Origin of the sequence: Amycolatopsis sp. SB7-3 (assembly GCF_041021335.1) — a bacterium.
GTDB lineage: Bacteria > Actinomycetota > Actinomycetes > Mycobacteriales > Pseudonocardiaceae > Amycolatopsis > Amycolatopsis japonica.
Map to the genome: position 1 here is coordinate 2,712,232 of NZ_JBFPJQ010000001.1, position 21,831 is coordinate 2,734,062.

The 21,831-nt window shown below is 69.2% G+C and carries 21 protein-coding genes and 1 tRNA gene; 9 read left to right on the forward strand and 13 right to left on the reverse strand.

All coding sequences use genetic code 11. From position 1 onward, the window contains the following. Window positions 1–6 precede the first annotated feature (6 nt). The 3 genes from AB8M46_RS13345 to AB8M46_RS13355 all read right to left on the reverse strand — a co-directional run bounded on the left by AB8M46_RS13345 (window position 7) and on the right by AB8M46_RS13355 (window position 1,999). Entirely contained in the window at window positions 7–543 is a 537-nt protein-coding gene (locus AB8M46_RS13345; RefSeq protein ID WP_037333229.1) for a PadR family transcriptional regulator, read from the reverse strand. 112 nt (window positions 544–655) lie between these two features. After that, the gene (locus AB8M46_RS13350) at window positions 656–1,504 is read right to left on the reverse strand and encodes an SAM-dependent methyltransferase (protein ID WP_394360391.1); all 849 of its coding nucleotides are present in this window, start codon (window positions 1,502–1,504) and stop codon (window positions 656–658) included. A 27-nt stretch (window positions 1,505–1,531) separates the two neighbouring features. Continuing rightward, the gene (locus AB8M46_RS13355) at window positions 1,532–1,999 is read right to left on the reverse strand and encodes a MarR family winged helix-turn-helix transcriptional regulator (protein WP_037333227.1); all 468 of its coding nucleotides are present in this window, start codon (window positions 1,997–1,999) and stop codon (window positions 1,532–1,534) included. A 144-nt stretch (window positions 2,000–2,143) separates the two neighbouring features. Here AB8M46_RS13355 and AB8M46_RS13360 point away from each other — a divergent pair, with 144 nt between their 5' ends. Continuing rightward, entirely contained in the window at window positions 2,144–3,091 is a 948-nt protein-coding gene (locus tag AB8M46_RS13360) for an alpha/beta hydrolase (protein WP_350593466.1), read from the forward strand. A gap of 136 nt (window positions 3,092–3,227) precedes the next feature. Further along, the gene (locus AB8M46_RS13365) at window positions 3,228–4,445 is read left to right on the forward strand and encodes an alpha/beta hydrolase (RefSeq protein WP_394360889.1); all 1,218 of its coding nucleotides are present in this window, start codon (window positions 3,228–3,230) and stop codon (window positions 4,443–4,445) included. On the opposite strand, the gene AB8M46_RS13370 is transcribed toward AB8M46_RS13365, so the two are convergent. Further along, entirely contained in the window at window positions 4,425–5,276 is an 852-nt protein-coding gene (locus tag AB8M46_RS13370) for an oxygenase MpaB family protein (RefSeq protein ID WP_394360392.1), read from the reverse strand. The genes AB8M46_RS13365 and AB8M46_RS13370 overlap by 21 nt on opposite strands. A 45-nt stretch (window positions 5,277–5,321) precedes the next feature. Next, window positions 5,322–6,227, reverse strand: a complete 906-nt coding sequence (locus AB8M46_RS13375; protein ID WP_394360393.1) for a serine hydrolase — start codon at window positions 6,225–6,227, stop codon at window positions 5,322–5,324. Between the two features lie 131 nt (window positions 6,228–6,358). On the opposite strand from AB8M46_RS13375, the gene AB8M46_RS13380 reads away from it, so the two are divergent. Beyond that, the gene (locus tag AB8M46_RS13380) at window positions 6,359–6,958 is read left to right on the forward strand and encodes a DUF4383 domain-containing protein (RefSeq protein WP_125731790.1); all 600 of its coding nucleotides are present in this window, start codon (window positions 6,359–6,361) and stop codon (window positions 6,956–6,958) included. A 3-nt stretch (window positions 6,959–6,961) separates the two neighbouring features. On the opposite strand, the gene AB8M46_RS13385 is transcribed toward AB8M46_RS13380, so the two are convergent. The 3 genes from AB8M46_RS13385 to AB8M46_RS13395 all read right to left on the reverse strand — a co-directional run bounded on the left by AB8M46_RS13385 (window position 6,962) and on the right by AB8M46_RS13395 (window position 9,963). After that, window positions 6,962–7,942: a hypothetical protein gene (locus AB8M46_RS13385; protein ID WP_394360394.1), complete on the reverse strand. Its 981-nt coding sequence runs from the start codon at window positions 7,940–7,942 to the stop codon at window positions 6,962–6,964. Window positions 7,943–8,024: 82 nt separating this feature from the next. Further along, entirely contained in the window at window positions 8,025–9,398 is a 1,374-nt protein-coding gene (gene pcaB, locus AB8M46_RS13390; RefSeq protein ID WP_394360395.1) for a 3-carboxy-cis,cis-muconate cycloisomerase, read from the reverse strand. Between the two features lie 25 nt (window positions 9,399–9,423). Continuing rightward, window positions 9,424–9,963 carry a DinB family protein gene (locus AB8M46_RS13395; protein ID WP_394360396.1) on the reverse strand — a complete coding sequence of 180 codons (540 nt, stop codon included), beginning with the start codon at window positions 9,961–9,963 and terminating at the stop codon, window positions 9,424–9,426. A gap of 99 nt (window positions 9,964–10,062) precedes the next feature. Between AB8M46_RS13395 and AB8M46_RS13400 the strand changes: the two genes are divergently transcribed. Beyond that, window positions 10,063–10,138, forward strand: a tRNA-Lys gene (locus AB8M46_RS13400). Window positions 10,139–10,417: 279 nt separating this feature from the next. Further along, window positions 10,418–11,215 (forward strand): hypothetical protein, encoded by a 798-nt coding sequence (locus tag AB8M46_RS13405; RefSeq protein WP_233629539.1) that lies wholly within the window; start codon window positions 10,418–10,420, stop codon window positions 11,213–11,215. Window positions 11,216–11,258: 43 nt separating this feature from the next. Here AB8M46_RS13405 and AB8M46_RS13410 read toward each other — a convergent pair whose 3' ends face one another. Next, window positions 11,259–11,804, reverse strand: a complete 546-nt coding sequence (locus AB8M46_RS13410) for a response regulator transcription factor (protein ID WP_037335986.1) — start codon at window positions 11,802–11,804, stop codon at window positions 11,259–11,261. A gap of 395 nt (window positions 11,805–12,199) precedes the next feature. Here AB8M46_RS13410 and AB8M46_RS13415 point away from each other — a divergent pair, with 395 nt between their 5' ends. Both AB8M46_RS13415 and AB8M46_RS13420 read left to right on the forward strand, forming a co-directional pair. After that, window positions 12,200–13,237 (forward strand): hypothetical protein, encoded by a 1,038-nt coding sequence (locus AB8M46_RS13415; RefSeq protein WP_394360397.1) that lies wholly within the window; start codon window positions 12,200–12,202, stop codon window positions 13,235–13,237. Between the two features lie 240 nt (window positions 13,238–13,477). Continuing rightward, window positions 13,478–16,045, forward strand: a complete 2,568-nt coding sequence (locus AB8M46_RS13420; RefSeq protein WP_394360398.1) for a hypothetical protein — start codon at window positions 13,478–13,480, stop codon at window positions 16,043–16,045. Between the two features lie 99 nt (window positions 16,046–16,144). On the opposite strand, the gene AB8M46_RS13425 is transcribed toward AB8M46_RS13420, so the two are convergent. After that, on the reverse strand, window positions 16,145–16,714 hold the full coding sequence (locus tag AB8M46_RS13425; RefSeq protein WP_394360399.1) for a hypothetical protein: 570 nt from the start codon (window positions 16,712–16,714) through the stop codon (window positions 16,145–16,147). On the opposite strand from AB8M46_RS13425, the gene AB8M46_RS13430 reads away from it, so the two are divergent. Together AB8M46_RS13430 and AB8M46_RS13435 are read left to right on the forward strand one after the other, a co-directional pair. Then, the gene (locus tag AB8M46_RS13430; protein ID WP_394360400.1) at window positions 16,692–17,729 is read left to right on the forward strand and encodes a hypothetical protein; all 1,038 of its coding nucleotides are present in this window, start codon (window positions 16,692–16,694) and stop codon (window positions 17,727–17,729) included. The two genes, AB8M46_RS13425 and AB8M46_RS13430, sit on opposite strands and share 23 nt — an antisense overlap. A gap of 71 nt (window positions 17,730–17,800) precedes the next feature. Continuing rightward, on the forward strand, window positions 17,801–18,643 hold the full coding sequence (locus AB8M46_RS13435; RefSeq protein WP_394360401.1) for a class F sortase: 843 nt from the start codon (window positions 17,801–17,803) through the stop codon (window positions 18,641–18,643). On the opposite strand, the gene AB8M46_RS13440 is transcribed toward AB8M46_RS13435, so the two are convergent. The 3 genes from AB8M46_RS13440 to AB8M46_RS13450 form a co-directional block, all read right to left on the reverse strand. Further along, on the reverse strand, window positions 18,530–19,633 hold the full coding sequence (locus tag AB8M46_RS13440; RefSeq protein ID WP_394360402.1) for a hypothetical protein: 1,104 nt from the start codon (window positions 19,631–19,633) through the stop codon (window positions 18,530–18,532). The genes AB8M46_RS13435 and AB8M46_RS13440 overlap by 114 nt on opposite strands. 85 nt (window positions 19,634–19,718) lie before the next feature. After that, entirely contained in the window at window positions 19,719–20,447 is a 729-nt protein-coding gene (locus AB8M46_RS13445) for a dienelactone hydrolase family protein (RefSeq protein WP_394360403.1), read from the reverse strand. 168 nt (window positions 20,448–20,615) lie between these two features. Continuing rightward, window positions 20,616–21,824, reverse strand: a complete 1,209-nt coding sequence (locus AB8M46_RS13450; protein WP_378424474.1) for an amidohydrolase family protein — start codon at window positions 21,822–21,824, stop codon at window positions 20,616–20,618. Between the last annotated feature and the right edge of the window lie 7 nt (window positions 21,825–21,831).

The window sequence follows — 21,831 nt, forward strand, 5'->3', positions numbered from 1 at the left end:
TGGTCCTTACGCATCGTGGTGGAATGCCCGGAGGACTTCTTCGAGCCACTCGACGTGGCCCTGTTCGGTTCTGATTCCTCCGCGCAGCACGAGGAACTGGTGCAACGACTGTCCACTGAGGACGCTGGGGTCGGGGAAGTCGCGCTTCTCGATCAGCAGGTACGCGTCGAGCTGTGCCGCGTGCGCGTCGCGATGCCGGGTGACCTCGGCGGCGACGGCGGCCGGATCGCCGAGCGCCGCGCCGCGGATCTTCACGGCGAGCTCCCTGGCGGTGGCCGACGGATCGGGTTCGGCGAGCCAGCGGGCCAGTTCGGCCCGCCCCGCGTCGCCGACGGTGTACACCTTCTTGTCGGGTTTCCCGGACTGCGCGACCTGGTCGACGGTGATCCAGCCCGCGTCCTCCATCCGCTTGAGGACGCGGTAGATCTGCTGGTGGGTGGCGCTCCACCACAGCCCGATGGATTTCTCGAAGCGGCGCGTCAGCTCGTAGCCCGAGCCGGACCGCTCGGACAGGGAGACCAGGATCGCGTGCTCCAGTGCCATGCACCTAGTTTCATATGCACCTAGTTGCACTGCAAGGCGACGCACGTCACAAGCGCGTGAAGGCCCCCTTCCCTCGGCTGAGTCGCGGGAAGGGGGCCTTCACGGGAAAAAGCTACGGCTTGCGGGCGATCCCGCCGATGACGCGCGACTCCGACGGCGAAGCGGCGAAGATCGTCTTCTCGTCCGGGTGCCACGCCGGCGCGTAGACCAGGCCCGGCTCCAGCAGCGGCCAGCCGCCGAAGAAGCGCCGGAACTCGTCCATGGTGCGCAGGAAACCGGGGTTCGTCGTGGTCTCGTAGTACTCGAGGATGTCCAGCAGCGCCTGCCGTTCCTCCTCGTTGGCCGGGTTCTCGTTCGTCATCTGCGAGAGCACCAGCAGCGAACCCGGCGCGAGCCGGTCGCGGTAGAAGTCCAGCAGCCCGTCCGGGTCCTGCTCGTCCTTGATGAAGTGCATGACCGCGTTGACCACCAGCGCGATCGGTTCGCGGACGTCGATGATGCCGGAGTCCATCACCCGGTTCCAGAGGTCCTCGGGATCGAACAGATCCGCCGCGATCGCGTGGTGGCGGTCCGGGTCGGCGGTGTCGGCGAGCAGCAGCGTCGAATGCGCGAGCGCGATCGGCTCGTTGTCGATGTAGAGGACGTGCGTGTCCTCCTGCGGCCGCGCCTCGTCGGCGACCTCGTGCACGTTGCCCGCGGTCGGCAGCCCGGAGCCGATGTCGACGAACTGATTGATGCCCAGTTCCGCGCAGTGCCGCACGGCCCGGCCGAGGAACTGCCTGCTGGTCTTGCAGTAGTCGCCCATGAGCGGCAGGCGCTCGCGCACCTTCTCGGCGAAGTTGCGGTCGATGGCGTAGTGCGTGTCGCCGCCGATGAAGTAGTCGTAGACGCGGGCCGCGGACGGCCGGTCCAAGCTGTTCTCGACGGCCTTGAGCGCCGCGTCGTGATCGATCATCGTCATCCCTTTGTCCGCGCCGGAAATCCCATGCTAACCGGCCGGGACGTAGGCCTCGCGGTAGGCGTTCACGGATTCGGTCAAGCGATCGAGCTCCGCACGGGTGCGGGCGAGACCGGCGGCGTCGAGCCCCATCGCGTCGCCGATGATCTTCGGGATCCCGCTCGCGCGTTCCCTGAGCGCGGCGCCGTCCCCGGTCAGGCTGATGCGCACGGACCGCTCGTCGTCGGCTTGCCGGACGCGCTGGACCAGCCCGGACTTCTCGAGCCGCTTGAGCAGCGGGGACAGCGTGCCGGAGTCGAGGTTCAGCACGGTGCCGAGCTCCTTGACCAGCCGCTCGTCCTCCTCCCAGAGCGCGAGCATCACCAGATACTGGGGGTAGGTCAGGCCCAGATCGTCGAGCACCACGCGGTAAAGCGCGGTGACGGCCCGCGATGCCGCGTAGAGCCCGAAGCACAGCTGATCGTCCAGGCACAGCGACCCGGTGTTGTCCGTGGGCATCGGTCCTCCTTCTCCCCATGGTGCGCCGATCATGCCGCACCTCGCCATGGGAGTGGGGTAAATCTCCTTGGGTGCATTTTAGTTGTGCACAACTGAGTTGAGAGCTATCTTTATCGCATCGACTTCGGAACCCAGGAGGCAGAAATGACCGCCAACCCGCACAACCTGGCCCTCGAACCGGCCGCGCAGGCCTTCGTCGAGGCCACCGCCACGCCGCCGTTCCTCTTCCAGCTGCCGCCGGAGGAAGGACGCAAGGCCGTTGACGAGGTCCAGGGCGGCGACGTCGAACTGCCCGCCGCGGACGTCGAGACCACGCACGTGGACGGCGTCGAGGTCCGCATCGTGCGGCCGCAGGGCGTGACCGGGCCGCTGCCCGTGATCGTCTACATCCACGGCGCCGGCTGGGTGTTCGGGAACTTCCACACCCACGAGCGTCTGGTCCGCGAGCTCGCCGTCGGCGCGGGCGCGGCCGTCGTCTTCCCCGAATACGACCGCTCGCCGGAGGCGCGCTACCCGGTCGCCATCGAGCAGAACTACGCCGTGGCGAAGTGGGTCGCCGAGCACGGCGCCGAAAACGGGCTCGACGGCACGAAGATCGCGATCGCCGGGGACTCCGTCGGCGGGAACATGACCGCGGCGCTCACCTTGCTCGCCAAGCAGCGCGGCGACGTCACCTTCCGTCAGCAGGTGCTCTTCTACCCGGTCACCGACGCGAGCTTCGAGACCGAGTCCTACCGGCGGTTCGCCGAGGGTTACTTCCTCGCGCTCGACGGTATGAAGTGGTTCTGGGACCAGTACACGACCGATCCGGCGCAGCGCGCGGAAATCACCGCGTCGCCGCTGCGGGCGAGCCTCGACGAGCTGGCCGGTCTCCCGCCGGCGCTGGTGATCACGGCCGAGGCCGACGTCCTGCGTGACGAAGGCGAGGCGTACGCCGCGAAGCTGCGTCAGGCCGGAGTACCGGTGACGGCCGTGCGCTACCAGGGCATCGTCCACGACTTCGTCATGCTCAACACGTTGCGCGAAACGCACGCCGCGGAGGCCGCGATAAAGCAGGCGATCGGCGTGCTGCGTACCGCTCTCGCAGGCTGAGTAGTCCGGAACCCGGTTTGTCCAGGGTGACACGCGTCACCCTGGACAACACTTCCCGGTGGTCGCACGTCTCTTGATCCAGATGTGGGAAGTGCGGTGCGGGGGCGTGCCGCTGCCGGAGAGGGACACGATCGCCATGGGACTGGGACTGAGTGCCATCCGGCTCGATTCGACACTGAACCTCGTCATCGTCCTGGTGCTGACGCTGCTCGCGATCATCGCCGTCCCGTTCCTCTGGGAACGCTGGCGCCGCAAGGTGCTCGGCCGCAGCGGCACGATCCTCGTCGCGGTCGTGCTGGTGGTGGTCAGCACCGGGATGGGCGGCAACATGATCGGCGGGTTCTTCCCCACGGTCGGCGCCCTGTTCGGCACCGGCGTGTACTCCGGGGAGAGCGTCGACGCCGTCGCCGGGCAGAACGGTTCGGATCTCGACAAACTGCGTGACGCCGGGGCGATGCGGGCCAAGGAAGGCAAGGGTTCCATCGTGCACATGACGGTGACCGGCAAGCGCACCGGCCTCACGCGCGACGTCTCGGTGTACTTCCCGCCCCAGTACTACGATCCCGCGTTCCGGTCGCTCAAATTCCCGGTCATCGAATGGATCCCGAACTACCCTTCCGGGCCCGAAGTCGTCACCGGCCCCTACGAACTGCCCGCCAAACTCGACGCGGCCATCGCGAAGCACGTGCTCCCGCCGACCCTGGTGATCATCCCGGACCCGACCGGGAAACCGAAGGTCGGCCACGACACCGAATGCATCGACGAGGTCAACGGGACCGCCAACGACACCTACCTGACCGCCGACATCCGCGACTGGGCGATCGAGAAACTCGGCGCCAACCCGCAGCGGAAGGCGTGGACGATGGCGGGCTGGTCGTCGGGCGGATACTGCGCGATGAACCTGGTGACGCGGCATCCGCAGTGGTACGGCCAGGCGGCGAGCGTCAGCGGGTACTACAAGGCTTCGGTGGACGCGGAGACGGAGAACCTGTTCAAGGGCAGGCAGGACATCATCGACGCGAACACGGTCACGGTGAACCTGCAGAAGCATCCGTCGCCCGTCGACATCCTCGCGATCGCGGGGGACAAGGAAAGCTTCGAGAGTTTCTCGATCGACCAGATCCAGGCGGCCGTCCGCGCGCCCGCGACGCTCTCGTCGTGGCGGATCCCGGACGCCGGGCACAACATGAACACCTTCAAGGCGCAGGTGCCCGACGTGCTGGCGTGGATCGGCGCGCGGACCGTGCCGCCGTGCGCGCCGCAGGACAAGAAGATCGTCACCAACGGCGGGGTCACGCCGTGGCCGCTGCCCAACACCGGCGCCAAAGGCGCGCTAGTGGACGTCGTCGAGTGACTTGGCTCGATAAGCCTTGGGGTACAAGCGGATCCGGTCGGGAACCCGTTTCCCGGCCGCTCGCGTGATCGCTCCGAGACGTCGGAGGCGGCGTTCGTCGGTGTCCGTCCACTTGAGACTCAAGCGCTCGCGAAGTGTTGGTGGCAGCAAGCCGATCGCGCACAGGGTCAGCACGTTCCCGCCCGCCGGCCGCACGGGGCGCCACAGGGCTTCCGGCAAGAACCACCACGGGGGCGGTGGTGTGTCGCGCATGGTGATCGAGCGGAGCAGTTCCCGGACCGTGTGGTTGTCTTCGAGTCGATTCGCGACGACCTCGTCGAAGTAGGCTTCGAACCCTTCGAGGTCCTCCGGCATGTGGTGCTCACGGAGACCGAGCAGCAGGCCGACGCGTCGCCATTCCGCGTAGAACCGGCGCTTTTCCGTGCCGGACAACGGATGGACGAAGACCTCGTGCATGCGGACGGTCGTCCAGAACGTCGAGCCGTGCACCCACCAGTACGCCTCGGGGTTCAGCGCGTGGTAGCGCTCGCCGTGGTGGTCGACGCCCTTGATCGCCTTGTGCAGCTCGCGGAGCCGCTCCGCCTCGGCGACCGCCTCCCGGCCGCCGAAAACCTGGCTCAGCAAGGAATCGATGGTCCGATCGAGGCGGCCCCACGGGTCTTCGGTGTAGTTCGAATGGTCGTGGACACCGGCGCCGACCACCGGATGCGCGACCTGCAACAGCAATGCCGTCCCCGCGCCGAGCAGCAGTCTCCGGTCGCCGACCACTTGCCAGGCAACGGAATCCGGGCCGAGCGGGGTCACGGTGGGCAGGCGGGCTTCGGTGCTCATGACGACCTCCCGAGAGAGCGGCGTCACGCCACTGTCCCACCTTGTTTACACATCGTCAATAGCGGGGAGCAGTGCCTTGACCACCTCCGTCACCCGTCGGCCCGCCCCGGTGTAGGTGGTCGACAACGGTTGCGAGGTCAGGACGACGACGATGTAGCGGTCGTCTTCGCCGACCGCGCCCGAGCTGTGCTGGATCCGCGAGTCGCGGCAGCACGCCCAGCCTTGTTTGATCGACCAGGGAAGGGAACCGACGGCGTCCGGGATGCCGAAGTACTGCCGGATCCCGTCGGAGCCGTTCTCCGTCGCGCCGCTCAACGCCCGCATGATCGTCGTGCGCGGCCCGGCGCCCGCCTGGTCCATCAGGTAGCGGTAGATCTTCACGACGTCCGCGGCGGTGATCCGGGTGTCGCCCCAGCGGCCGGGATCCTCGGGTGGACGAGTGCCGCCGAGGCCGATCTTCGCCGCCCAGCGGGTCACGATCTTGGGGCCGCCGAGAGCCGTCCACAGTCTGCTGGCGATGTCGTCGTCGCTGACCGACAGCATCCGCTGGACGGTGCCCGACGGTGTGCCGGCTTGAAGCGCTTCGAGTGCGATGAGGAGCTTCACGAGGGACGCCGAGGTGTAGGACCGTTCGGGCCTGAGCGAAACGGTGCTCTTCTTGGCGGTGCGGTCGTAGACGACCACGCTCACCTGCCCGCCGGGGACGAGGTCCGCGAGGGCTTGGCTGTCGACGGACTTCGGTGGCGGACCCGGGGCCGCCGAGGGCGAGGGCGTCGGGGACGCGACCGGATCCTCGGGTCCGACCTCGACTTCGACGGACGGCGCCGTGGTGCCCGGCACCGCCTCCGCGGCCGCCACCGGACCGGGACGCGACGTCGGGATCAGGACCATCGCGAGGATGGCGCCCAGGCACAGCCCCACCAGGAGGAAGACTCCGCTCACCTTGCCCACATGACCTGTTGACCGCGTCACCCGTTCGTGTTCACGAGTAGCCCGTTCGGACGATGCTGTTTGTGCGGGCGGGCAGCGGGGTATTCGGGGCCCAGCGTGAATTCAGGTCGCCAACTCTGGGAGGCGGAGCAATGGCACGTGCACAACGCGCTCGTATCCGGACGGCGGGGCTCCAGCCCGCTCAGGTACTCGCCGGGCTGTCGAGCCTGGCCTTCCTGGTGTTCGGGATCGTGGGCTTCACCAGGACGGGATTCGCCGACTTCGCCGGGCGCAGCGACGCGACCGTGCTCGGCTTCTCGGTGAATCCCCTGTACAACCTCGGTTTCGTCCTGCTGGGCGCGATCGGGCTGCTGCTGACCTTCGGGTCGGGGCGGTCCAGGGTCTTCGGTTTCCTGACGTTCGTCGCCTTCGGGGCGCTGTTCGTCTGGGGTCTCATGATCACGGGGACCGTTTCGACGAACCCGGTCTCACAGGCAGGCAACCCGTTCAACCTCAACGGGCCGGACAACTGGCTGCACCTCGGCCTCGCCGCGCTCGGGCTGGTGATCGCGTTCCTGCCCGCGCGGCACAAGGTCCTGCTGCCGGAGGACGAAGAGGAGACCGTGGTCGCGGACCGTCGGGCGGACAGCGCCACGGTCGTCGAACCCCTTCCGGACGAATCGCGACGGCCGAAGCACGGAAAAGGCCCGACCGTCGCTCGGGAAGAGCGACCGCCGGGCCTGGCCCACTAGCGCTCAGTAGCCGGAGTCCTGGGCGGGAGCGTCTTCCTCCTTCTTGGGGGCGGCGTTCCCGCTTTGGGCGGCCTTGTCCTTCACCGGCGCGGTGCTCTTGCAGCCGGCGGGCTCGATGACGAACCAGGTGCCGCCGACGCCGTGACCGTTGGCCTCGCCGGCGTTCGCGTCCTTGGCGTAGCGGTAGACGGCCCATCCGCCGACGGTGACCTGCATGGTGCCGTCCGCGCGCTTCACCTTGCCGAGCAACTTCTGGTCGATGCCTTCGAGCTGGACGTCGCCCTCGGCGAGCACCGGCGGCCAGGCCTTTGCGCAGTCGCCGTTGCAGGTCGGCTGCTTGTTCTTCTTGTCCTTGGTGAACATGTACAGGGTGAAGCCGTCCTGGTCCACAATGGCCGGTCCGATGCCGTCGACGTTGCTCGCGACGAGCTTCGTGGCGCCGTCCTTCTGTTCGGCCGGAGCTTCCTTCGCCGCCTGGCCCGCCTTGCCGCCCTTGGCGTTCGCGGCGTACCAAGTGCTGCCGACGCCCTGCCCCTTCGTTTCGCCGGCCTTCGCATCCTTGGCGTAGCGGTAAAGCGCCCAGCCGCCGACGGTGACCTGCTTGCGCCCGTCGGCACGGGTCACTTGGCCGACCAGGGCCTGATCCACGCCTTCGATCTGGACGTCGCCCTCAGCGAGCACCGGCGGCCAGGCCTTCGCGCAGTCACCGTCGCAATTGGACTTCGGCGGCTTCGCGCTGTCCTTGTCGAAGCGGTACAAGGTGAAGCCGTCCTTGTCGACGAGGACCTGGCCGAGATTCCCGGCTTCGGCCACGGCCACCTTGGTCTCACCCTTGGCCGCGGGGGCGTTCCCGCCCGCCCCGGCCACCGCCGCGGCGGGAGCGACGGCGGGGGCCGCCGCCTCGGTGCCGCCGGAGCAGGCCGACAGCACCACCAGACCCGCGGCCGCGGACGCCGCTGCGACGACGAAACGCTTGCGAAGCATGGGATTTCTCCTTGTTCGTAGGGGTTCCGCGGCTTGGCGCGGTGAGCTTGTACCCCCTACACGGAGCCGGTTCGAGACCGGTTCAAGGAGTTTTCGGTTTTTCTTCGCGGTCCGCCAGCGCGGCATCGACGAGCACCCCGGCCGAGCCGGTGTAGTGCGCGGGATCCAGCAGGTCGGCCAGGGATTCGGCGGGAAGCACTCCGGTTATCTCCGGCAGGCCGGAAAGAACCTCGCCGAGGGCCTTGTCCTGTTCGAGGGCGAGCTTGGCCGCCTGCCCGAGGACCTCCTTGGCCCGTGCCTTGCCGAGCAGCGGGGCGAGCACGGTCGAAAGCCGCTCGGAGACGATCTGGCCGTGCGTGAGGCCGAGGTTCTCGCGCATGCGCTCGTCGTCGACGGCCAGGCCGCGGGCGAGCTCGGCCGCCGTATGCGCGGCGCCGCCGGTCAGGCGCAGGCACTCGCGCAGCAGCTGCCACTCGGCGTGCCACGCGCCCGCGGACCGTTCGTCCTCGGAGACCAGGGCCTGGGTGACGCCGGTGGCCAGCACCGGCACCTGGAGCGCGGCCGACCGGATCAGCGTCGCGAGCACCGGATTGCGTTTGTGCGGCATCGCCGAAGACCCGCCACGGCCCTCGCCCGCCGGCTCGGCGACCTCCCCGACCTCGGTACGCGTCAGGAACTGGACGTCGACCGCGATCTTCCCGAGCGCGGCGGCGGTGAAGGAGAGGGCGGCCGCGAGGTCGGCCGTCGGCGTGCGGAGCGTGTGCCAGGGGAGCGTGGTCCCGGCGAGCCCGGTCTCCTCGGCGAAGGCCGTTTGGAGGCGCTGCGGATAGCCCTCGGGCAGGTCCGCGAGGCGCGCGTACTCGGCGTACGCGGCCCTCGTGCCCGCTGCACCCCCGAGCGAGACCGGCAGGACGACCCGGTTCAGCCTGTCGAGCGCTTCGAGCGTCAGCTGACGCCAGCCCGCCGCCTTGAGCCCGAACGTCGTCGGCACCGCGTGCGCGGTGAGCGTGCGCCCGGCCATCGTCGTGTCGCGATGGGCGCGGGCGAGATCCGCCAGGGCCTCCGCCACCGACTCGAGGTCCGCGACGAGAAGCGCCCGCGTCCGCGCGGCGACCAGCATCATCGCCGTGTCGAAGATGTCCTGGCTGGTGGAGCCGCGATGGACGTACTCCGTCCCGGCGGCCTCGGTCAGCTCCTTGATCAGCCCGACGACCGGGTTCGCCGTCTCACGAGCCGCCCTCGCCAACGCGACCACGTCGATCTCGACGGACGCGGCCGCCTCGGTGATCGCCGCCGCGGCGTCCTGCGGGATCAGCCCGGTGCGGGCCTGCGCCCTGGCGAGCGCCGCCTCCGTGTCCAACAGGGCCCTCAACCAGGCGAGATCACCAGTCGCCGCCTCGGCGGGCGTGCCGGCGCGGACCGGGGACAGGAGGCCGGAATCGGGATCGGCGTTCATCGGCCCAGCATCGCATTTCAAGCTTTCAATGGCCTGTCCTCCCGTCGATGCGCTCGCGAAGCAAGTCGGCGTGGCCGTCGTGGCGGGCGTACTCGGCGATGTGATGGGTCAGCAGCCACCGCAACGAGAACGGCTCCCCGTCGCGATGGCGCTTGCCAGTGTCGTCGAGCGACGCGGCCGCCACGATCTCCCGCGACCGCGCACACTCCGCACGCCAAGCCGCCCACGCCTCCTCGACATCGCCGCCGAGATCCTCGAAGTCCTGCTCGGGCCACTCGTCGGAGTAATAGAGCAAGGGGACGTCCTCGCCCACGAACTGCACGCGGAACCACCAGCGCTCGACGCCCGTGAGGTGCCTGAGCAGCCCGTGCAGCGACAAACCCGACGGCTCGATCGGCCGCAGGGCCATCTGCTCCGGTGTCAGCCCCTGACACTTCAGCTCGAAGGTGCGGCGATGCCAGTCGAGCGTGGACGTCAGGATCTCGCGCTCACTCGCCACCCGCGGAGGCTCCGGGCGGTCGCCCTCCCAGCTCGCCGCGTAGTTCTCCTCGGGGATCGTGTCCATGCCCACGACCATGGCAGAGACCCCCGACAATTCCGTGGCGCTCCCGCCGCCGCCCCGGCATCCTGGTGGTCGACGGCGGTCTACTAGACTCGGCCGCACGGGCCGTTAGCTCAATTGGTAGAGCTGCGGACTTTTAATCCGTAGGTTCTGGGTTCGAGCCCCAGGCGGCCCACCACCTCGACATCCCCGCTGATCAGCGGGGATGTTCTTGTCTGTGGATCTTGCGGTCGTCGGCGTGTTGAAGCGCTTGCACGGACTTCGGCTATTGCCAGTGGTGTGGTGCTGCTCGTGTTCGATCGAGGCAGCGAGCCTCCGGGATGAAGCTCCACCTCGAGCGCTGACCGGCAAGCGGCAGTTTTGGCGAGAAGGGGTCACAACAGCACCGCATTCTGTGACACTTTCACGGGCTGTGTCCCGTTGTGTCAGTGCGAGAAGGGAATCTGCTGTGTCCGGAATGCTCAACAGACGCAAGGCGCTCGCTCTCGGTGGAGGGGCCGCGCTCGGCGCCATGGTCGCCGGTGCCGGTACGGCTTCCGCCGCGACGGGATGGATCCGGCTGCCGATCGTCACCGCCAACATCGGCCGCGACAACCTCGGGGCGCGCGAGGCCGCGATCGACGCCGTCCGCAACTGTGACTCCCTGGTGCGGCCCCTGGTCGGCTGGCAGGAGATCAACGAGGGCGACACCGGTGAGCCCGCGATGATCGACCACTACTTCGGGCCCCTATACAACAACGCGTTCCTCCGGCACAACACGTCGTTCCGGATCCCGATCTCGATCCCGCAGCCGTGGGAGGTGGCGAGCTCGAAGACCACGTATGTGCACGGCGGTATCACCGGGGTGACCCCGCCACGCTGGATCAACGAGGTCGTGGTGCGTCACCAGAGCCACCCGACGCTCCAGTTCGCGCTGATCAACTCGCACTACATCGCGAACGCGTACAACGGTGACCAGCGCGCCGACCTGCGCGACGAGTGGAACGAGCACAAGCGGATCCACGCCAGTCGCGTGCTCGCGCACCACAACGTCGGACGCCTGGTCTTCTGGACCGCGGACACCAACAATCCGAACTACTACAAGGCCACCGGCCTGGACGCGGAGCGCCGGTGCTTCGGCACCGGGATCGACCGCATCAACTGGCTGGCGGGCAATGGCGTCGTCCAGGAGCAGTTCATCGACACCAAGACGGTGGACATGCGCGTGGACGGGCATGACGCCCGCGTCGCCGTCTTCCAGGTCCGCCTGGCCTGACGGTACGCACGGGCCGGGCGCTGCCCCGCCCGGTCCGTGCGGGTCAGGAAAGGAAGCCGGCGCGAAAGCCGATGGCGACCGCTTCGGCGCGATCGTGGACGCCCAGCTTGCGGAAGATCCGTTTGCAATGGGTTTTGACGCTGTCTTCGGAGAGCTCCAGATCGGCGCCGATCTGGACGTTCCGTTTCCCTTGCGCCATACCCCAGAGGATCTGGAGTTCGCGTTCGGACAGACGGAGGAGCTCGGCGTCGGGCGGTGCGGTGGCCGGCTCGGGGTCCAGACCGTCGTACTTCCGGAGGAATCCGCCGATGCCGGGCACCAGCGCCCCGGCGGTCGTGCCGAACGATCCGAACATGATCACCGCGGCGTCGGGCGCCACCGACAGCAACGCCGCCGCGGCGGCGGGTCCGGTCGGCTCGTCCGGCCGGACCGCGACGAGCACCACGTCGGCGGGCGCGCGTGTGTAGCCGCGGACGAGTTCTTCGGCGGTCGCGGCGCATTCGACGCGCCCGATTCCCGGCGCGCCCCGCAGGGACCGTGCGATCCCGTGGCGGGTACTCGGCCGGTCGGCGTAGACCACTATCGCCACCGCGACCGTCCTTTCCGGGGATCGATCGCGATCGCGTTCGTTTCGGGGATCGAACACGGCCTCCATGTCCCTGGAACGCGGGTGCGCACATTCTCTTACGCGGGATGATCAAAAATTTCCGGCACCCGATGCCGAGTTATCGAACTGTGACCGTCGATCCTGAGCCGGTATTTCGACAAGCAGTTGACCGCCGCCATTTCAATTCACCCGATCGTGGACATAAGGCCGAATTTTCCGCGTTACCGCTCCGACGGAGAGTGGTTCATTCGAGGTGGTGAAGACTGTAAGGAGTGGCAGCCGCGGGTCCCGTAAGTGGCAGTTCCCTATTGCCTGACGGGTCCTTACTGTCTGCTGTTGGGGCAAACCTTCGAGTAAGCCGGAAATGGTGGAGTGCGATGGTGTGGCTGCGAACGACCGACGGTGGAATGGGCACGGCGCCCGTTTCACGCGGTCGTCGCGAGCCCGCCTCGTGGCGGACGAGATGCTTCGCCGTGGTCTGCCGCGCGGTTCTGCTCGGCGCGTTCATCCTCGCCGGCTTCGCCGTGATGAACGCCTTCGAAACCGCTGTCGCCGCGGATACCGGATGCGATCCAGGTGACCCGGCCACGGCGCCGCCGGGCTGCGAACTCGCGACCGTCGATGTCCAGGAGACGGAGCCCGCCGCGCGGATCGAGACCTCGCCGATCACGACGAAGGCGATTTCCCTCGTGAACACGACCGCCGGGCGGACCACGGCCTTGGTCGGCTCGGCCGCGCCGGCGCTGGCTCCGGCGATCGAGCAGGTCACCGCCATGACGACCGCGCTCACCCAGACCGTCGACACCGCGGTGAGCGAGACCGTCACCACGGTGAACCGCACGCTCGACAACCCGATCACCACCAAGCTCACCGGCACGGTGTCCGCGCTCGCGCCGGTCGTTTCCAGCACCGGCCTGCAGCCCCGGATCAGCGTGCCGGGCATCGTCACGATCACGGCGACGGAGGGCTCCCAGCCGGAGTCGCCCCGCCTGCGGCCCGTCCCGGAAACGCACCGTGAGCCGGTCTCGGCGGCTCCGCAGTCCTCGACGGCGGTGGACCTGCCGGTGGTCTCCGCTCCGGCGGCTCCGCTCGACGGTGACTGCGCGTTCTGCGTGAACGGGCCGCACGAGCCGTCCTCGTTCCAGTGGCCGACCGCGACGGCGGCGCCTGCCGACCTCGGCTCGCAGCGCCCGGTCGACCGGCTTCCCCTTGGTTTCCCGGCGGCGCCCATCGGCGCCGTCGGGCCCGGCGCCGGCACTTCGTCGGCGGGCTCGAGCGGTGGCCACGCGCAAGGCGCGATCGTGCTGCCTGGCAGGTCCGCCCACGACCAGCGGATCGCCTGCTGGAGTGTCGGCCCGGATCACATCGCTCCGCTGCGCAAGCGCGCGCAGCAACCTCCAGTGTCGCCTGACTGACGTGTCGGCCACCGAAGTGAATTCCTGATCGGTAGCGACAGCAGGACCGCCGAGGTGCAACTCGACGGCAGGCTCGCGAACTCATGGGCTGAAATCGCCAGTCTGTGGCTCCCGCTGCCACTACCTCCATCAAACGGTTTGGTGTCCAGGGCTGTCGGTGAACAAACCCCTTTTCTCAGCAGACACGTCAACCGCCATGCCGACTTTATCGGCAGGCGCTCATGAACTGGAGCGTTGAAAATGAAAATCACACGTCGGACTCGGCGCCATCGCGCCGATGTCCCCGGCGGACGGGCCTCCATCGGCCTTTCCCCGGCCAATCCGTTCTCCCGCCGATCGAACCGCGTACTGCGCGGGGCCGCGATATCGCTCACCGCGACGTTCGCGATCGTCGGCCTGGTCACGAACACCGCCGCTGCTTCCTTGCCGGGCCTCGATGGCCTCGGCCTTTCCGGAACGGACACCACCTCACTGCTCACGAGCTCTCAGCCCGGCTCGTCGGTGAGTGCTTCCGGAACGAGCGGCACCTCCGGCCCGGTCCCCACGGGGGACCTCCCGACAGCGCAGATCCCGACCGTCGGCAAGTTCCTCAGCGGCGACGTGCTCAGCGGCGGCGTCTTCACCGGCGGCCTTTTCGGTGGCGAGACGAAGCAGACGTCCGTCGACCCGAACCAGTCCGGCGGCCATTCGACCGGGGACACCACCCATGAGGGCGGCGGCGACGCGTGCGACTTCTTCCTGCAGCACATGTGGAAGAACGAGGACGGGATCCCGCTGCTGGGCAGCAACTCGCACGCCCTGACCTACCACACCGACCCGGCGTACAAGAACCTGATCCTGTCCATGGCCAGCGGCGCGATCGGCAACTCGCAGATGCCGGTCATCGACGCCTACGGCGGGCCGCTGGGCTGGATCCCGATCTTCAACCCCTCGCATGTGCGGGGCCACGGCACCGACTACCTCACGATGGCGACGGGATGCGGCGGCATGGGCCTGCCTATCGACACCAAGACCATGGCCGTCGACATGTCCCGGCTGCCGACGCCGGAGAAGGTGGTCAACTTCGTCCAGAAGGGGATGCCGAGCATTCCCGACCCGGCGAGGGTCCTGGCACCGGACTACCTCTACAACACCCTCCAGGTCGCCGAGATCATGAACCGGCTCGGCCCGGACACCGTGTTCACCCCGGACGAGTACTTGTCCTTCGCGGGCAACAACTTCGACGCCATGCGCCTGCTGTGGCAGACCGCGTTGGAAAAGGTGAGCAGCGGCGACCCGGCCGCGGTCCTGGACGTCCTGAAGGTCACCGACAACATCAAGACGTTCGAGTCGCTCGGCATGCCGGGCCTGCCCGGCTCGGGTGGTGACACGGCGACCGGGAGCTTGCCGCTCGTCGGTCCCGCCTTGGGCGGCGTTCTCGGCGGTTCGCCCACCAAACCGGGCACCCCGGGTTCGTCTCCGCTGCGACCGGGTGTCCCGGCCATCGGCGGCACGCCGATCTCGGGTGAGGGCCCGACCATCCCGGCAGGCTCGCCGGTCTCGGGTTCGGTCACCTTCACGAACACCGGCACCGAGACGCTCACCAACCTGAGCGGTTCGTTCCCCGGCGGCACCGTCACCCCGTCCGCGACCTCGGTGGCGCCGGGCGGCACCGTCACCTACACGTTCACGGCCCCGGCGAAGTCGGGTTCGCAGAGCGCGAAGCTGACGATCACCGGCACCAAGCCGAACGGTTCGACCGTCAGCTCGGAGATGACGATCCGTTACGTGGGCAAGCCTGCTCCTGGAACGCCCCAGCCCGGCACGCCCCTTCCGGGTCTGCCTGGTCTGCCGGGTCTCCCCGGTGCCGGGCAGCCGGGTGGCTCGCCGCTTCCCGGGCTGCCGGGTGTCGGCGGGATCCTCTCGCCGGTGACCGGTCTGCTGGGCAACGTGGTTCCGGGCTCGACCCCGAAACCGCAGCCGACGCCGCAGCCGGTTCCGGTCCCGCAGCCGAAGCCGCAGCCGGTTCCGCAGCCGCAGCCGAAGCCGTCGGCGAGCATCTCCATCGGTACCCCGCTGGTGAACGGGAAGGCCGCGGGCAGCGCCCCCGGTCCGAACGTTCCGTCGGGTAGCCCGGTCACCATCACCATCCCGGTGACCAACAACGGCACCGTCCCGGTGTCCGGGCTCGGTGGCACCACCTCGCTCGGCAAGCTGAACTGCGGCTCGGCCCAGCTGGCGCCGGGCAGCACGGCCCGCTGCACGGTGACCACGACCGCGCGGCCGGGCTCGAACACCGCGCAGTTCAACTTCACCGTGTCGGGTCCGAACGGCACCCAGCAGAGCAAGAGCTGCCGGATCTTCTACACCGGTACGCAAGCGGGTGCGGGCAAGCTGTCGATCACCGGCAAGCCTTCGGTGAACGGCGCCGTGGTCGGCTCGAACTCGACCGTCACCGTGCCCGCCGGCAGCACGTCCACCATCAAGGTGCAGATGACCAACACCGGCACCGCGCCGATCGCCAACCTGCGGGGCACTTCGCAGAACGGCCGGGTCACCTGCAACGACGCGACGCTCGCCCCGGGTGCCAGCACCCAGTGCACGATCACGTTCACCGCGAGTCCCGGTGCCAAAGCGGTGAAGGCGTCCTTCACCGGTAAGGACGCCTCCGGCAACACCGCGACCGTCGGTTTCTCGCAGAGCTACACCACCACCGGTGTGTGCACCTGCGACCCGGCCTCGTCGACCGGCTCGACCGGGCACACCACGTCGACCGGGTCGGCGGTCACCTCGCCGCTGTCCATGATCACCGGCGCGGGCACGCACTGACAGACATCGGCTGACGACAGCCGGACACCGCCGAGACAACTGATCAGCTCAGCAGAGCGTGGAAAGGTTTCTCATGCGTACCTGGGTAAAACGGTCCATTCAGGCCGGGTTGCTCGCGGGTGGCTTGATGCTCCTCGGCGTGGGTGTGGCCCACGCCGAGGAGGACACCGGGCCTTCGCGAACAAGTGACCAGGCGACCGACACGACCGCGGGCACCAGCCCGCTGAACACCGTGACGTCGCTGGTGTCGGGACTCGTGCAGCCGCGGCAGGCGGCGACGACCACGACCCCGGCATCCGCGTCGACACCCACCACAACGACGACAACCAGCACCGGCTCGGCTACGTCGCCGGGCACCGCGTCGGCGACCCGGCCGGTGACCGCGGCAACCTCGGCGATCACCGGGGAACCCGCGGGAAGCGGAGCCACCAGCGTCGCCGGGACAGTACCGACGGCGGCGACAACCGCCGGCACCACCACGGGTGACGACACGGCCAGTGCCGCCACGACCACGTCGACTCCGGCGGACACCGGGTGTTCGTGCGACCTGACCGTGGGCACGCCCACGGTCAACGGCACGGACGCCGGATCGCCGGACAACGCGGTACCGGTCACCGCCGGGCAGCCGGCGACGGTGAGCGTGCAGGTGACGAACACCGGCACCGGCACGGTCGACAACGTCAGCGGAACCACCGCCGACGGTGCGTTGACCTGTTACGACAGCACGCTGACCGCCAGTGAAAGCACCGTGTGCACCGGGCCGTTCACGCCGACCGCGGACACCACCGCGGCACCGGTCACGGTCACCGGCACCACGGCGAACGGTGAGCAGGCCGGCGCCACCGGCACCGCTTACCTCGCGCCGGCCGTCAGCCCGGCACCCGCACCGGGTACCGGCGGCGACACCGGGTGTTCGTGCGACCTGACCGTGGGCACGCCCACGGTCAACGGCACGGACGCCGGATCACCGGGCAACGCGGTACCGGTCACCGCCGGGCAGCCGGCGACGGTGAGCGTGCCGGTGACGAACACCGGCACCGGCACGGTCAGTAACGTCGGGAGCACCACTCCCAATGGTGCCTTGACCTGCGATGACAGCACTCTGGCCGCCAGTGAAAGCACTGTGTGCACGGGAACGTTCACGCCGACCGCGGACACCACCGCGGCACCGGTCACGGTCACCGGCACCACGGCGAACGGTGAGCAGGCCGGCGCCACCGGCACCGCTTACCTAGCCCCCGCCGCGCCCGCACCGGCACCCGTTCCGGCGCCAGTGCCCGTTCCGGCACCGGCTCCGATGCCGGTACCGGGCACCGGCGACCCGCACGGTGACCCCGGGACCCACCCGGGTTCGCCGTCCACCGGCGGCACCGGCGGCACGGCCGGTCACCAGACCGGTGGCTCCGGGCACGGCACCGCGGGTGCCGGTCAGGGAGTGGTCATGGTGGGGAGCGGTCTCGTTTCCCACGCGGCCGGAGCGCACAGCGGTTCGGTGGAAGCGTCGGTCCACGGCGCCTCCGGCGAGCACGTCGACGCCGGATACCCGGTGCCCGCCGGTGCCGTCGAGGCCGGTGGCGGCGGGACTGCTGACGATCAGTGGCCCGTCGGCGGCGGACTGGCGTTCCTGGTGATCGCCCTGCTCATGGTGACGGCGGTATCCGCGCGCCGTCGTCACCTCCGATAGGGGGAACGGTGTGGTGTGGCCTTGCCCCGGCCACACCACACCACCCCTCCCGGTTCGACGACTGGAGAGGCATGGCTGTCGAAACCATCCGGACCCGGTTGCTGCTGCTCGCCCTGGTCGGCCTGGCGTGGATGCTGGCGGCCGTCACGTTCTTGCCGGGCAACACCGGCTTCGCGGTGGTGAGCGCGTCGCTCGTGATCATCGTCGGCGTCGGCTGGGAGACACTCCAGGAGGCCGGCCGGCAGCTGCGCCGAGGCAAGGACCGGCCGGGTCCCGGATTCGGCGCGATCACCTCGGCCTTGGCCGCCGCGGCGGCATTGGGGCTGGTGATCAGCCTGACCACGGCCCCGATGCCGGCTCCGCCCGCGCCTGGCATGGCAGCCCCACGACCGTCCCCGCCGCCGGTGATGCCGGCCAGGACGGTCGTCGATCCCGCGGTCCGGGTGAACCCGGTCGCGGTGCACATCCCCAAACTCGGCGCCGACTCGTCCCTGATCGAGCTCGGCCTCGACACGAACCGGCGTATGCGGACCCCGCCGGTGTCCACGCCGATGCAGGCGGGCTGGTACGAGCCGGGACCGGCGCCCGGCCAGACCGGGCCCGCGGTGATCGTCGGTCACGTCGACGGCGCGTCCCAGCCCGGCATCTTCTACCGGCTGCACGAACTCGCGCCGGGAGACCGCGTCACCGTCGAACGCGCGGACGGTTCCGTCGTCACCTTCGTGGTGCGCCGGACCATCCACGCCCCCAAAGATCGCTTTCCCACCAAGGAGGTCTACGGCCGCACCGCCGGCCCGGAACTACGGCTGATCACCTGCGGTGGTTCCTTCGACCGAGCCGCGCGCTCGTATCGCGACAACGTCATCGTTTTCGCTCGGCTCGAAGGAGACGACGGCCACGACCGGCATGGGTGAGCACAGAAGCCCGTCATGGCGGTGAGCAGCGATCAGCCGTTCCATCACTTCGACCGGGAGTGACGGGTTGGCGGCCGCGCATCCGGCGAGGTTCGGGTCTTCCACGAGTTCGATCAGGACGTCGGCAGGCAGGTTCGGGTGTGCCGCGGCCCACCGTCGCGCGACATCGTCCCCGAGGCAGAGCAGCAAGGTTTCCCCGCGCGTGTTCGGGTGTTCGGCGACCGCGCGGTAAGTCCGGCGTGCGGTGGCGTTGCGTGCCATGTGATGCAACAGATCCGGGTCGCAGTGGGGGTTCGTCGCGAGCCTGCGGAACAGGCTCGGCCCGTGTCGCTCGGCGAGTGCCCACAGCCGGTCCGCCGACAGCGCGGGATGTGGCGCGATTCCTTTGGCGACACGGCTGTCGTCGTCCGTCACGAGCAGTTCGAAGACATCCGCGGGCAGTGCGGTGCGCTGGGCGACCAGCACGCGGACCCGTGCGGACGGTGATGCCGCGAGAAGACGCAGTTCGTCGTCCGTCGCCGCCGTGACACGAGGCAACAGGCTCGGCCCGATCCGGATCGAGTCGGCCAAGCGGGTGAGCACGTCCAGCGGGACGGACGGGTTGTGCGCCACGCTTCGCCGAACGTCCGCGTCCTCGTCGTTCGCCAGTCCGCGCAGGATCGGCTCCGACACCACGGCGGGATTGGCGGCGAGGTCCGCGCGGACACCCGGGATGGGATCGGCGGCCAGCCGCTCGTGGATCTCGCCGGGCAGGTCCGGACGACCGGCGAGTGTCCACCGGACCAGCGCGCTGTCGTGGTCCAGCAACGCGAGCACCTCGTCCGAAGGGGTGGTCGGATCGGCTGCCCGCGCGACGTCCGGATCGACGTCGTGCCAGGTCGTGTCCGATGGCGTTGCCGCAGGTGGGGCGGGCAGGAGTGCGCGCAGAGGGCCGGGCAAAGCCGGGTTCGTCGCTAGACCGCACAGGATCTCTCGCGTTCGTTCGTCCACTCCGCACTCCGGTCGGATCATCGCGTTCCGCTCAAGATACGGCCTGAAGCCGGGGCCGCGGCCGGTACCGCCGCGGCCCCGGACGTCACTTCAGGTGCCGGGCGAGGAACCGGCCCGCGGCTTCCCCGGCGAACGACGGGACGCCCGTGTGCCCGCCCATGTTGGCGTTCAACGTCTTCTCCTTGGAGCCGAAGGCGTCGAACAGATCCAGCGCCTGCTGCCGGTCGTTCCCTTCGTCGTCCCACTGGAGCAGGACGTGCAGCGGGATGGTGACCTGCCGCGCTTCTTCGAGGATGCTGCGCGGCACATAACTTCCGGCGAACAGGACGGCGGCTTCGACGCGGGGTTCGACCGACGCCAGTCGTGTGCCGATGGCGATCACCCCGCCCGAGAACCCGACCGGGCCGCCGATTTCAGGCAGTGCGAGGAGCGCGTCGAGGGTGGTTCGCCATTCGGGGACGGCCGTTTCGACCAGCGGGAGGACGAGCCGGTCGACGATGTCGTCGGTGACCGGCTCGCCGGCCTTCAGCGCGCGCTGAAGATCGGCGCGGGCCTCGTCGACGACGGGGAAACGCGGCCGGTCACCGGCTCCGGGGAGCTCGATGGTGGCCGTGGCGTAGCCATCCGCCGCGCAAGCGAGGGCCCGGGCCACGAGCCGCGGGTGCATCCTGCCCAGCCCGCCGGGGTGGCCCATCAGGATCAGCGGGACCGGCGTCACCGACTCCGGGGTCCACAGGACGCCGGGGATCTCGCCGAGGGTGAATCCGCGCTCGAGGACACCGTCTTCGAGGAGGTTTTCGGAAGTGAAGTGCATGGTCGTGCCTTTCGGGAGTGCTCGTGAAACGGCGCTCCCGGACGACCTATCGCCCGACCGTGACCCCTGAGGGGAGCACCCATGTCGAAATGTCCACGGGTACCACCTCCTCGTTCGCTCGCACGGCCTCCGGCAAGGTAGCAGCGGCCGCGATCAGGTGCCAGCGGTTTAACCCACCACCGAAAGCCCGTCCGCCACGACGACGCCGTCGTGCAGCACCGTGCGGTCCTTCCCCCGGTCCATCACCGCGCTCGTCGGGGTCTCGCCGTCCACCAGCACGAGGTCGGCGCGGTCGCCGACGCCCACCCCGGGCCGGTCGGCGATACCCGCCAGCCGCGGGACGTCGTGGCTCATGATCGACGCGCCGCCCATCGTGGCGACGGCCAGCGCCATCTCGATCAGGTCGTCGCGGCGGAAGCCGTTCGTGAAGGCGAGTTGCCAGGTGCGATCGAGCAGGTCGCAGTTGCCGTACGGGCTCCAGTAGTCCCGCTGGCCGTCTTCGCCGAGGCCGACGCGCACGCCCGCGGTCGTGAGGTCCGCGAGCGAGAGCTGGCCGTCGGTCGACGGCGCGACGGTCGCCATCGCGATGTCCAGTTCCGCGAACGTGTCGATCAGCCGGCGGCTCACCGATTCCGAGATCGAGCCCAGTTCGTACGCGTGCGACATGGTGACCTTGCCGCGCATGTCCAGCGCGCGGACCCGTTCGATCACCAGATCGGTGGAGAACACGCCCAGATGGCCGGGTTCGTGCAGGTGGATGTCGACCTCGACGCCGTACTTCTCGGCGAGCCCGAACACGACGTCGAGATGCCCCTTGGGGTCCTTGTCCAGCGAGCACGGGTCGATCCCGCCGACGACCGTGGCGCCCGAGCGCAGCGATGCCTCCAGCACGTCCACGGTGCCGGGTTCGCGCAGGATCCCGGCCTGCGGGAACGCCATGATCTCGACGTCGGCGTGCTTGGCGAAGCGCTCCTTCGCGGCGAGGACGGCGTCGAGCTTCTCGAGGCGGCAATCGACGTCCACCTGCGCGTAGGTGCGTACGCGGGTGGTGCCGTTGGCGATCATCCGCTCCAGTGTTCCGGCGACGCGTTCGGGCAGCGGGACCTCGGCGTTCCGCCAGTTCTCGCGGTCGTTGAGCATCATCGCCCATACGCCGGGCGCGCCGGTGTGCGGCCGGAACGGCAGGCCGATCCGCGTCGAGTCCAGGTGAACGTGCACGTCGCTGAACGAGGGGAACAGCAGCCGCCCGCGTCCGTCGACGGTGTCCGGCGCCGTCGCGGCCGCGGGATCGTGCGGCCGCACCGCGGTGATCCGGCCATCGGCCACTTCGACGTCGCTGCGCTGTCCACCCCAGGGGCGGACGTCACGGATCAACAAGGGAGCA